The sequence below is a fragment of the Paenibacillus sp. GD4 genome (genome assembly GCF_030846225.1).
Classification (GTDB): Bacteria; Bacillota; Bacilli; order Paenibacillales; family NBRC-103111; genus Paenibacillus_G; species Paenibacillus_G silviterrae.
Genome location: NZ_JAVCYK010000002.1, coordinates 511498 through 524326, shown reverse-complemented (window position 1 = coordinate 524326; position 12829 = coordinate 511498). Strand labels below are relative to the sequence as shown.

At 48.9% G+C, this 12829-nt stretch carries 8 protein-coding genes and 1 pseudogene; 5 read left to right on the top strand and 4 right to left on the bottom strand.

All coding sequences use genetic code 11. From position 1 onward, the window contains the following. Nucleotides 1–4 precede the first annotated feature (4 nt). From RAC89_RS25455 to RAC89_RS25445, 3 genes are read left to right on the top strand one after another with little or no spacing between them, the layout of a single operon-like run. Nucleotides 5–844, top strand: a complete 840-nt coding sequence (locus RAC89_RS25455; RefSeq protein WP_306616538.1) for a carbohydrate ABC transporter permease — start codon at nt 5–7, stop codon at nt 842–844. 23 nt (nt 845–867) lie between these two features. After that, nucleotides 868–1851, top strand: a complete 984-nt coding sequence (locus RAC89_RS25450) for a carbohydrate kinase family protein (protein WP_306616537.1) — start codon at nt 868–870, stop codon at nt 1849–1851. 3 nt (nt 1852–1854) lie between these two features. Further along, nucleotides 1855–3363, top strand: a complete 1509-nt coding sequence (locus tag RAC89_RS25445) for a glycoside hydrolase family 32 protein (RefSeq protein ID WP_306616536.1) — start codon at nt 1855–1857, stop codon at nt 3361–3363. A gap of 102 nt (nt 3364–3465) precedes the next feature. On the opposite strand, the gene RAC89_RS25440 is transcribed toward RAC89_RS25445, so the two are convergent. Then, nucleotides 3466–4416, bottom strand: coding sequence for a metallophosphoesterase family protein (locus tag RAC89_RS25440; protein WP_306616535.1), 951 nt, complete (start codon nt 4414–4416; stop codon nt 3466–3468). Between the two features lie 228 nt (nt 4417–4644). Between RAC89_RS25440 and RAC89_RS25435 the strand changes: the two genes are divergently transcribed. Continuing rightward, nucleotides 4645–5415: a DeoR/GlpR family DNA-binding transcription regulator gene (locus RAC89_RS25435; RefSeq protein WP_306616534.1), complete on the top strand. Its 771-nt coding sequence runs from the start codon at nt 4645–4647 to the stop codon at nt 5413–5415. A gap of 488 nt (nt 5416–5903) precedes the next feature. Then, nucleotides 5904–7910, top strand: a complete 2007-nt coding sequence (locus tag RAC89_RS25430) for a methyl-accepting chemotaxis protein (protein WP_306616533.1) — start codon at nt 5904–5906, stop codon at nt 7908–7910. 721 nt (nt 7911–8631) lie between these two features. Here the strand turns inward: RAC89_RS25430 and RAC89_RS25425 are convergent. The 3 genes and pseudogenes from RAC89_RS25425 to RAC89_RS25415 form a co-directional block, all read right to left on the bottom strand. Beyond that, the gene (locus RAC89_RS25425) at nt 8632–10686 is read right to left on the bottom strand and encodes a family 78 glycoside hydrolase catalytic domain (protein ID WP_306616532.1); all 2055 of its coding nucleotides are present in this window, start codon (nt 10684–10686) and stop codon (nt 8632–8634) included. 205 nt (nt 10687–10891) lie between these two features. Next, a pseudogene (locus tag RAC89_RS25420) lies at nt 10892–11113 on the bottom strand (group II intron reverse transcriptase/maturase); the annotation flags it as partial. A gap of 1183 nt (nt 11114–12296) precedes the next feature. Further along, the gene (locus RAC89_RS25415; RefSeq protein WP_306616531.1) at nt 12297–12722 is read right to left on the bottom strand and encodes a hypothetical protein; all 426 of its coding nucleotides are present in this window, start codon (nt 12720–12722) and stop codon (nt 12297–12299) included. Between the last annotated feature and the right edge of the window lie 107 nt (nt 12723–12829).

Genomic DNA, 12829 nt, shown 5'->3' with positions numbered 1-12829 from the left:
AACCATGAAAAAACCGCTCTTAGTTGTCAAATATGCTGTCATGCTGCTTTGCGCAGCGGTCTCGATTCTCCCTATTGTGTGGATGGTATTCGGATCGCTTCGCCCCTATCAGGAATTGTTCAAATATGCTTCTACTCTGAATATCCACATGCTGATCCCCATCGATTTTACATGGAAAAACTATGAGAACGTCATGTTCGGCGCCCGCACCTCGTTTCTCCGTTATATCGGCAATACGTTTTGGGTTGCTGCCGTCATCACCGCTGCGGTACTAGTCATTAACTCGATGGCTGCATTCGCCTTCGCCAAGCTCCGATTTCGCCTGAAGCCGGCACTGTTTGCTTTGTTTATGTCAGCGATGATTATTCCCGGGGAAGTGACGCTTGTACCGAACTATTTGCTCCTGCATAAATTGGAATGGCTGAACTCTTACAAGGCCGTCATTGTTCCTTCCATGCTTTCTGTATTCGGAATTTTCATGCTGAGGCAATTTTTCGCGGAAATCCCGGATGAAATTCTGGAGGCGGCGCGAATCGATGGAGCATCCTTACCGCGGACATTCGTGACCATTATGCTTCCCGCGGCGGTGCCTGCACTGATTACGCTTGGCATTGTGACCTTCTTAGGCAACTGGGATGCCTATCTTTGGCCGTTGATTGTCATTAACGACAACAAAAAGCAGCTGATCCAGGTAGCCATCTCCGCCCTTTCCTCTACGGAAGGCACGGATTGGTCCAAGCTGCTGGCTGCCAATACGCTCTCTACGGTGCCGATTCTGCTGCTGTTTCTTTTCCTTCAGCGCTATTACATCCAAGGGATCACCATGTCGGGCATTAAAGGATAAAGAGAATAATGGAGGCTATCAACATGAAATACGATATTGTAACACTGGGCGAATGCTTGATCGACTTCACACCCCAAGGGTTTTCGGAAGCGGGACAGCCGCTTTATGAACGCAATCCGGGTGGAGCGCCCGTCAATGTTGCCGCGGCACTGTCGAAGCTTGGCAGGAAAGCGGCATTCGTCGGAAAGGTAGGCAGCGATCCCTTTGGAGTCTATTTAAATGAGGCGCTGCGAAGTTATGGCATATCGGTTCAAGGGCTGGTGACCACAGCCGAAGCACATACGACGATGGCCTTCGTTCACTTGGATGAGACCGGAGACCGCTCGTTTCATTTCTGTCGCCAGCCGGGGGCCGATCAACTTTTGCAATATGAGGAGGTAGAGCCGTCCCTGCTGGAGAATACCGCCATTTTCCATTTCGGCTCCATCTCCATGACCTCCGAGCCGGCCTGCGGTACTACCCTGCAATCCGTTCGAAGAGCCAAGAGCCGGGGAGCGATGATCTCATATGACCCCAATTGGCGACCTTCCCTATGGAAGGATATCGACCACGCGAGGAAGACGATTCAAGCAGGTTTAGCCTTAGCTGACGTGGTGAAGGTTTCGGAGGAGGAGCTGCGCTTTCTGACAGGGGAAGAGGAGCTGGCAACCGGAGCGGCGCAGCTCATCGAGCAATACACGATCAGCCTGCTGCTGGTTACGGCAGGACCTCGTGGAGCTTATTACTGTACGGAGAAATTATGGGGCGGCGTCGCCTCATTTCCCGTAAAGGTTGTGGATACGACGGGAGCCGGGGACGGCTTCCTGGGGGCTTTTCTTTACCAGGTACTGGAGCAAAAGAAGCCGATCCCCGGGTGGAGCGAAGGGGATCTGCTCAAGGCTGTCGCCTTTGCCAATGCGGCGGGCGCTTTGGCAACGACGCGCAAGGGCGCCATTCCGGCCTTGGCCGGACCAGATGAGATTCACGACCTCCTATCGGCACATCATGAAATGAAGGAGATGTTATAACTCATGACTAACCAAATTGAATTGCCAGGGTCTCATCGAGCACGGGTGAATGCGGCGAATGAAGCGCTTCAAGAGCTGTCGAAGGCGATACCGCAGGACGGCTTTCGCTTGCACTACCACTTGATGCCGCCGGCAGGATGGATGAACGATCCGAACGGACTCATTCATTATCAAGGGGAATATCATGTGTTTTACCAGCATTATCCTTACAAGCCGCAGCATGGGCCAATGTACTGGGGACATGCCAAGAGCAGCGACCTAGTCCGCTGGGAGCACCTTCCAGTCGCTATCGCTCCGTCGGGAGAATATGATCTGGGTACGGAGGGGGGCTATGGCTGCTGGTCGGGAAGCGCGATTGAACAGGATGGCGTTCTGACCTTGATCTATACGGGACATGTGGATGGCCGTAGCCCCGAGGAAGTACAGTGCATTGCGACAAGTAAGGACGGTGTACACTTCGAGAAGCCGTATGATAATCCGGTGATTTCCGGACCGCCGTCGGAGGGCGGCTTCGGGTTTCGCGACCCGAAGGTATGGAAGCGCGGCGAGGATTGGTATATGGTGCTCGGATATGGGAAGGACGGCCTGGGAAAGGCGCTGCTTTATACATCGAAGGATTTGAGAAGCTGGCACTATATGGGGGTGGCCGCTGAGAGCGACGGCACAATGGGCAACATGTGGGAATGCCCGGATTTGTTTCCGCTCGGAGATGGAGATAGGCATGTCCTAGTCATCTCACCTATGAATATGGGAGCAACCAAGACGATGTATTTGTCCGGCACTATGGATTACGCCACGGGCAAGCTGCAGTACAGCACATCCGAACGGCTTGACTACGGCTTCGACTTCTATGCACCCCAGACGTTCCTGGACCATCAAGGCAGGCGAATTCTGATCGGCTGGATGAACATTTGGGGAGCGAGGATGCCGGAGCAGGAGGAAGGCTGGATGGGGGCATTTACCCTTCCCCGGGAGCTGAAGCTGTCGGAGGACGGTACGCTGCGGATGGTACCGGTGAAGGAACTGCAGTCACTGCGCGGTGAGCGGTACGAGCTCAGCCGGCGAACGTTCGCTTCGGATACCGTAGCTCTCGTTGACGGATTACTCGGGGATGCATTGGAAATAGTGGCCATATTTGATGCAAGTGCATCAGGAGCTGAAGCTGAATTCGGCCTGCAGGTCCGCTCCTCGACGAATCAGGAGGAGTTCACGGAAATCGTCTATTCCGCAGCCGAACGAAAGCTTAAGATGGACCGTACCCGTGCCGGTAAGGGAGACGGGGGTATCAGTGAGGCTGATCTGCAGCCGATGAACGATGGACGAATCAAGCTGCATATTTTCCTGGACCGTTCCTCTATAGAACTGTTTGCAAACGATGGTCAACGAACAATTACGAATCGTATTTATCCGGATCCCAGCTCATTAGGTGTAAAACTCGTTTCACGAAATGGGAACGCCGAGCTGCTGGAACTTACGGCATGGCGGTTACATTCCATCTGGGATAATGTATAAATTTACATCGGGCATCATCTTGTTAAACTAGTTTTACTTAAAGCCAGGGAAAACAGTCCCTGGCTTTTGCTTATCTATAATAACTAGGCATCAATTACGGAGCTAAACACCCGGAAGATGCTCGGGCTGGTTGCGAATGACAGTGTTATCGTCAAGGCGCAGCCATGTCTCAAAGTCACTTTGTCCTTGGTGCAGCCGAATCATTCTCGCTCCGCGCGGAAAATTCTCTCTTCCGTATGTATTATAACCCGTCGCCCGGCCGTAACAGAGCCGAATGCCGTGCAGCTCGCCCCAATAATCGTTAACGTGATCGTGGCCGGTGAAGGTACCCATGACGTCTCCCATTTCAACCATGGAAGCGAACAAACCCGAATTCACGCGCGGGCAGCCTATTTCTTCAAATTTGTTGCCGTAGCAAACTTTCGTATCCCAAACTTCTCTATACTCGGGAAGCGGAATATGGAAAAAAGCAAGTGAAGGTAACGCATTTCCGTGGTTACGCTCGCGTAACTTACGGGAGGCGGCCATGTACCATTGCACCTGATCGCTGCGAATCCAGTCATAGCCTTGAATCCGAGGAACTGGGGAAAGGTTCCCGGAATCGAAAAAATAAAGGACTGCGGCGGGCAAGTTTTTATCATTTTCAATGTGCAGTACATAGTTTCCTACGCCGCTCACCTCTTTCGGCCCCCGCTCAGTAACGGAATATGGTAAGGACTGGACGATTTCCATAAGCGCTTCTCGGGATATGCCCTTTTCGGTATCGTGATTGCCGAAGGCGATCGCCCATGGAATGTTACGGACTTCCGCCGCATGAACGGCCTCCCGTAAGGCCTGTTCCGGGTTATCGCATACAGGCCTCCCCGGAGTGACGTCGCCGGTATAGATCACATCACCGGTGAATACAACAAGATCGGGTCTTTCTTCATCAAGCACAATCTCCATAAGCCGTCGTGAGCGTTGATCCGCTGGGCCTCCGTCTTTCCAATGAATATCGGTAAATTGTGTGATCGTAAACGTGCCGTCTTGGCGGAAAGCAAGTGAATGACGCATTAGCAGCAACCTCCGAGTTTATTGTTCATGGCGTATTTATATGTTTTCGTGTGGCATCGTGTTGATTTCTGACAATTGTATAATGTTTCCTTAAAATGTGTCAATCGAATTTTTTAACTGAAAACTTCGAGAAACAGAAGATATTGACAGGTAATATTCGAAATCTTAAACTATTAAAAACAACAAAAAACATCATCATTTCTATAAGATTCGTCATTGGGGGCTCTGATGTCGTTAACTTACGAGGATCGCAGGTCGACCATCCTGCAGCGACTTAATACGGAAGGAAAAGTACAGGTACATCATCTGTCACAGCTGCTTAACGTTTCAACGGAGACAGTTCGCCGTGATTTGGACAGGCTTGAGAAGGAAGGAAAGCTTCGCAAGGTCTACGGAGGCGCCGTAAAAATACGAATGGAGCTGGTTGAGCCTCCCTTTCTCAAGCGAACCCAGATGAGAAAAGAGGAGAAAGCCGCCATCGGCAAACTTGCCGCTTCTTTGGTGGAAGACAACGAAACGATTATGCTCGACAACGGTACCACCACGATCGAAATTTTACCGCATCTAAAGGACCGCCACAATCTTACGGTCATTACGCATTCCGTTCCGATTTTAAATCTTGCTATGGAAGTGTTTAAGGGCAACTTGATTTTCGTAGGTGGAGAAATCAATTTGCAGTACCATGCGGCCACGGGGTCGTTAACGGAACATTTGCTGGATCGATTTAAGGTAACGAAAGCGTTTATTTCCGTAGGCGGCATTTCAATGGCAGACGGTATTACCGACTATCATTTGGCGGAAGCGGTTATATCACGAAAAATGATGGAGCGAGCCGAGCAGGCCATTGTCGTTGCAGATCACAGCAAATTCGGCAAATCCACCTTTGCAAAAATTTCTAAGCTTGAGGACGTCTCGATGCTGATAACCGATCCGGGTTGTCCAGAGGAATGGCTGGAAACGTTCTCGGCCCTTGGGATCGAAGGGAGGATCAGCCGTTAAGGAAGCGTCGACGCAAAAGTTCCCTAAGGCCATTAAAGGAGGCCCCCCGGTTCGATCCCATTATAGGTGTAAGGAACTGGAACAGCTCTCCCATGCGAATGGGGGCTGTTCTTTTTTGATAACATTAGATAAGTTTTGAGCGGAGCTCAAGGATTCTAATGTTTCAAGAAAAGTTACCTCTTGCTCACGAATGTACATCCCTAAGAGGGCTTCGATAGAAGCTTTTCTTATAACATTAGAATTTATAAGTTTTGAGCGGAGCTCAAGGATTCTAATGTTTCAAGAAAAGTTACCTCTTGCTCACGAATGTACATCCCTGAGAGGGCTTCGATAGAAGCTTTTCTTATATTCCATTTCGACATATATTGACTGAAAGCGACAAGTTTAGATATAATGATCGTGTTATATTTTGCTAATTTTTACTAGCGGAACGTTTGCTTTTTCCCTAGTATCATCTAACGATTTCATCTACTGAAAGGGGAAAAAATGTGCTTCAAAGAGACAAATACAAATGGATGCGCTTTCAATTCAAAAGCATTGCCATGCGGATCACTGCTTTTACGGGTTCCTTGTTAGTCATTAGCTTAATTGTCTTATCCGTTTTGAATTATGAGAATAGCGCGAGGATTGTAAATGAGGCTATCAGGGTAGATGTTCACCTTGAAGCGGAGGCCGTTGCCAATGAGCTCAATGCATTTTTAAACTCGAATTTATCTGTATTGCATTCTATCGCCAAGGGTGGCTCGCAATACTACGGGGACTCAGCTAAGCAGTTAGCGTATGTAAAGGAAGCTCAAGCACAAAATTCTGAGCTGACGGCTATTATTTTTACTCATGAATTAACAGGTAAGCTCAGTACGAATCATAAGGGAGCCCCTGTCGACATTTCGGCCCGTCCGTTCATGAAAGACTTGGCCCAAGGAAAGTTAACCATCTCAGACCCAGTGATCTCCACTGTTGACGGCTCTTTATCCGTTATCTTAGGCAGTCCCCTAATGAAGGATAAGCAGGTGGTCGGCAGCTTCACTGCCTCTTTACCTATTGCGGAAGTCACCGACACCGTAGCGAGAGCGAAATTTGGGCAAACGGGATATGCCATGCTGTTTGATTCAAGCGGCAAGATGATTTATCACCTGGTAAAAGAAAACATTATGAAATCAACCGTACAGGACCTTAATGTTACCGAACTCACAAACGCATTTACGGATGGTACTAAAGGAGGAGAAGGGATCCTAACGTTTAGCTTAGACGGTCAAAATAGACTGGGGTATTATCACAAAGTAGCGAACAATTGGGTGCTTGTACTTAGTGCCCCAGAGGATGAATTACTCAGACCGATCTATGATTTAAGGAACCAAGCCATTCTCATATCCGTCATGATCGTAATTGTCGGTTTGATCGCTTCCTATATCATCTCTTCTCGACTGTCAAAGCCGATTGTTCATTTGAAGCATTCAATTGACATCGTCGCAGGGGGAAATCTGTCCCACCAAACTTCCGTTAAGGGGATGGATGAAATTGGACAGGCTGGGGTAAGCTTCAATACCATGGTCACATCGCTTAAGTCTATGGTGCTGGAAGTTTATGAAACATCCCATCAGCTTGCTGCTTCTTCACAGCAGCTCTTGGCCGGAGCCGAACAAAGCTCTAAGGTGACGGAACACATCGCGGGATCGGCTCAAACCTTGGCGGAGGCCGCTGAACAACAGTTTACCAACATCCAAAACGGGGCTCAAACGATTGACGGGTTAAGCGGCACACTCAGCGCCATCGCAGATAGAACCAAAGAAGCCGCAACTTCAGCAGTAGTTACGTCTTCTAAAGCTAAGCAAGGGGAACATACGGTGATGAATGCGGTGGTACAGATGGAAAGTGTTGGACAAACCCTTCATGTGCTGGCCGCAAGTGTTCATGCATTGAGCGCGAGATCCATCGAAATCGGTAACATTGTGAACATGATTTCAAGTATTGCTCAGCAAACGAATATTTTATCATTAAACGCAAGCATTGAAGCCGCTCGTGCGGGAGAGGCGGGTCGTGGATTCGCGGTTGTCGCTGCGGAAATTCGCAAATTAGCCGAATTGACGGGACACTCAGCCAAACAAATATCCGAACTCATATCTGTTGTTCAACGTGATGCCGGGAAGGCAAAAGAGGAAATGAACGTGGTAGCCGGGGAATTTGAGACCGGTGCGGAAGCGGTCAGCTATGCAGGTCAATTGTTTGGGGAAATCGTTACGGATATTTCCTCCGTCTCCCAGGTAGTCCAAGAAATAGAGCAAAATACACAGTATATTTCCGACAGCATCAACGGGATGGTCACCAGTATTCATTCATTAGCTGATATCGCAGCAGCAAATAACTTAGAAACGCAATCCGTATCGGCAGCCACAGAAGAACAACTCGCTTCTATGGAAGAGGTAACTGCTTCAGCCAATGCACTGTCAAAAATGGCCGATGAGCTGAATGAGTCAGTGAGTCGTTTCAAATTGTAAACTCTAGGGGCTGTCCCAAAAGTCATCATAGATGACGGGGGAAGCCCCTTTTTCCCAATTTTGTAAAACAAAAAGAAACCAATCCTTGGTAAAATGGAAGTGTCGAGCAACCATTGAAAGGAGAGGTTTCTTTGTTTATTCAATATACCATGGATCAGCTATGTCTGCCAATGGATTTGGAAATGGAAGGGTGACTTGCAAGGAGGTAGTAGTGCGACCTACAGCCCGTTGCTGTGGGTCCAAATTTTCCCTTAATTACATATAACTCTAGTTAGACGAAATCGTTATTATGATATCCATCTACAGAGTCCTATAATATGCATTATGTAACCTAATTTGGCACTTTGGCCATCTGCTCTTCATATATCACCTATGCTGTCGGACGACATAAACATTGTCCGATTAGATGGACCAACTCCATTCTTACCAATAAACAAAAAACAAAAAACCTACTGAATCATAGTAGGTTTCTTTCTTATATTATCAATGTTTATTTTAATTTAGAAGGAGTAATAAACTCTCTTGTTTTGATCATCTATCTGAATAGTACATTGTAGCCGTTAGAAACTATAGATATTACATTACTAATATCGATCTGAACAGGTCGATATATGTTTTCACTCTCTTCTGCAGACAGACTAAATTGCTTTGACCATTGTAACCCCAGACCCCAACAGCACCGTTACTTGAAAAGGTATTTGCCGCATATTCTGACCGGGGGTTACACAGCTTTATTCTCTATGATCGAAATCCCCTCTTGAGCATGGATGTCAAGCTTGTCGGCTGAGTAATCAATACGAATTGACCCGCTGAGCGTTTGAAACCCCAGTTGAAAATCCTTCATCCCCTGCGGAATTCGCGGGGCGAATTGAATCTCTGACCAGCCCGGCTTCGTCGGCTTCAGGCCGATAATATCCTCAATCAGTACTGGGATCGGAGAGCTCGCCCAGCCGTGGCACAAGCTTGTGTTCCACTTCTGATCCTTGCCCCAGGCTTCAAAGCACGAGGTCGCCCCTTCGCGCACCATATTGACCCAAGAACGCTCATCCTCACACAAGATCAGCTCATAGATCAGCTCTGTTTTCCCATGGACAGCAAGTGCCTTGAGAAGGAAATAGGACATGTACACACCGCAACCCAATTTTTTTCGTGCAATCAGTGAAACAATGGATTCCACCGACTCGGCGGACGCCATGTCGAACAGCAGAGGGAAAATGTTGGCGTGAAGCGAACAATGATCCGAGCTCGTGGAATCCGCAAACAATCGTTCTTGGGAACGGTAGAAGGCAGCAGCAAAAGACTGCTTAAGCGCCGGCAGCTCATCCTCGTAAGCAACGTTCAAAATATCCCGAATCTCCTGGACCGTTCGAATACAGCCATAGTAGAACGCATTGATGACATTGTGGCATCCGTCACTTACCGGCCGGGTTAATGGAAAATCGTAGCCATCCTGCAGATTGTCCGGCCAATCGACCAAATTCCATTTTTCCTTCACGTTCTCAAGGAGTCCGTCTTCCCGTGCATATTTCCTGAAATATGTGAGGATGCCTTCTGCAACAGGATGCATTTCCTTCAGGAATTCGAGGTCTGCGCTGTGACGGTAATAGTTCAGAAGCTGCATCGGCCATTGAAGAGAGAAATCGGCAATCTCCTGCATAAAATTACCGGGGGCAACGGCGAGCAGCCCGGGGCAAACCTGAACCGAAAGCGCGAAATCGCGGATTGCCTTACGAAACAGCCGCAAGTCTCCGCTGATGTACATATGGGTGTGCCCTATGATCGTATTATCTCCCAAAAATTGCCCTTTCTCGCGGGATGGGCAATCGACGTAGTTTTCCTGCGCGCATAATTGTACACCCAACTTGCACATATCCCATATTTGCTTCAGCATCCGGTCCTCTGACTCGAAGCGGCAGGCCTTTTCATCCAGCGGGTAGTGGCGGACGATCGCCGTAAAGCTCTCCGGCCGGATCACCCCGGCAGGCCCGATCACCTCAACATATCGGAACGCTTTATACTCATAAGGCTCAAGCGTATCCTCTTGTCCCGACAAGGTCCAGGTTTCCACGTACCTGCAGTTGCAGCGCATCTCATATCTGACGTAACGCTCACCGTCCAGCTCTTCCCCGAAGCGAAGCTCCACCTGCTGTCCCGGTTTGCCGCAAGCCTTCGGCTCAAATTGACCGGTAAGCTCTTGTCCGAAATCGATCAGATAACGCCCTGCCTCCAGTTCGATGACACTTGCCGGCGCTTTGCGGTACACGTCTAAAGCCGGTGTAGGTTGAGGTACAAGCATGTAATCCGCATCCTCCTTGACCGCCGCAAATGCCCAGGATGTATCGGAATAATCTGGCATGTGCCAATCCCGGATACAGAGCCTCTGATCGATATCCTCCAGGAATTGCGTGTGGTAGCCGATCGTCCCCGATGTGCCGTACTGCCCGGCAATCATATATTTCCATGAAGGGTCGGAGGCTAGAACGATTCCTTGCTCCGTAGACAGCTCGGCAATCATCCCCATGCGCAAGTCACCGCTGTTATAGGCCCGATTCACGTGACCTTGATAATAAACATGGACAGCCACCGTATTATTGCCTGCCGTTACATATTCCATCAGGTCCCATTCGTTGTAGGGATAGTGAAAGGGATAGCCTTGCGCCGGACCCTGGCCTACAAAACGCCCGTTGACGTACAGCTTGTAATAATCGTCGGCCGAGATCCTGAGATTTGCCTGCAGCGGCTGTTTATCCAGATTAAACGTTCTGCGGAAGTACACGTGCCGGTTGCGTCAAAAAAATGAAGGTCCGATGTATAGAAAAATCGGTTTTATTTGAAAAGGCGGGCCCAGGGGTCAAAGTAAAGGGCAGAAAATAAAGTATACTTTGCCTTTGGATGTCTCAGCTTTCGTCTTTCGATGATGCATTCCTAGGAAGTCGAAACCATCTTCCCCTGTCCATACTCCGACAATGCGCGTTTCACACGGGCGCTCCTCCGTTCTGAACCACTCGCTTGTAGGCGAGCCGAAGGTTTTCTCCCTCGAGCATTTTCTCTAACAAGTCGCTCTGTACTTCGCGAGGGGAAGGGGCGACTTGTGCCGACGAAGAACTCGGCACTCCGGCATACCCTGACGGCTTCACCGCTTCTCTTTGCCGCGAGCTCTCTTGCGAGATATTCTGCTGTCGTTGCTCTTCATACGAACGCATCGGTTTCCTCTCTCCTTTCGGTTTGGCCCTTCCGGTTTCCGGCGTCCCGTACTACCCGTACTATGGCCTCTGCTGACTCCTGCGGATTCAGCGCGGCTTCTCAGCCGCGGTTACGAAGTGACTTCGCGTGCTCCGCAGGCCTCCCCAGATAAGAACGCCATCTGTCTGCCCGCGACCACCCAAGTTTACAGCCTCAGTCCTTGGCGGCTTAGGATTTCGTTGTGGTGTGGCAACTCATCCGACTGACACTGCCTCCAATTGGGTTCGTGTACCTTGGCCCGTGCATTTGCCTCCGGCTTCCTTCAGATTCCGCCTCACGACGGACACCCTTGCCCTTGGCTAACGGTAGGCGCTCGCCAGCCCCCGTTCGGGACTTTCACCCTAAAGATGACGCCCATGCTGGGCGTACACACAAAAAACAGAGAGGGCCGCCTTGGCCCTCTCTGTTCTCAGGTTCATTACTTTTTGTTGGAGTCGACCAATTTCAGTGTACGATCCATCCTTCCTAAAGCCTGGTGAGATTGGCATCGCCTAAGGTGCGGATCGCCAACCGTTGCACGCTTACGGAAATAAAAGCGTAAGGCTGTTATCCTTGAACTGTGACCCGGAAGGTGGACACTTTGAAAAAAGTGCCCACCCTCTGGGTCATTTCCGTTTATAATGGATGTTGTCAGAGAGGAGCGAGGTTTAAATGACAGAAAGCAATAAGTCCACAATGAACAGACGTCGCTTTACGCCGCTTGAGATCAGACAGCTAGAAGCGATCCAAATGTACTGCATGTGTCAGACAAGGCGATCACGTATTCGCCAGAATTTGAACTAAGTGCTTTAAAAGCTTATCAAAGAGGGCAAACACCCCAGCAAATATTTATAGAAGCCGGCTTGTATAATCCGATGACTGTGTAATTGTTAATGACATTAAATAATGTGTGCTGCGTATATACAGAATAGCATACATACGTTCCCGTTTAAACGATTTCGTCTAACTAGAGTTATGCGTAATTTAGAAGAAATGAAGAGTAAATACTGCTTAGTCCGACAATCCCGCTTCCGCTGTCTTCCCTGCCATCGGCTGCATGCCTTGCTCCGTTCCGCCGGCGCCGCTGCTAACGAATCGGCGAACGTAATGCGGCGCCTCCGTAAGTCTATAAGCATCTTTTTCAATTATTCTCCTGGGAATTCACTACTCGTTAAATCGTTTCCATTCCTCCGGAAATACATATTTACCATTAATAACTTCTAGCGTAATCGCGTCTTCAGTAGGGTCTATTACTCGGATCGCAGAGTGGGAGTACTTATTCAGCTCACAAAACTGATAGATATCCTCGACTTCTTTTAATTTAACGGGGGCACCATACCGGTTTTGTTCATCATAACAAAAAATATGGAAGTACTCTCTTTCCTTTGGATCGTACGAATCTTGGATTCTGAAAAACTTATTCCCTATTTTTCCGTCTGTTGGGTGTATGTTAGGATTTGACTTCGAATAATCCGGCCCTTCCCAGTAGTAACCGCATGTTTCGCATGATCTAACGGCATACCAATAGCCAATAGAATCATCGTAAGCCCACTCTTCTACCTTCAAAAAGCAATTACAATTTGTCGTCATATATTTTCCTCTCTATCGAATTGCTCAAAGAACGTATACTCATCTGCTTCGGCTCCCAAGCCATCCAGCACAGTAAGGTATCATCGAGGCTTGCCTGCATTCTGCAC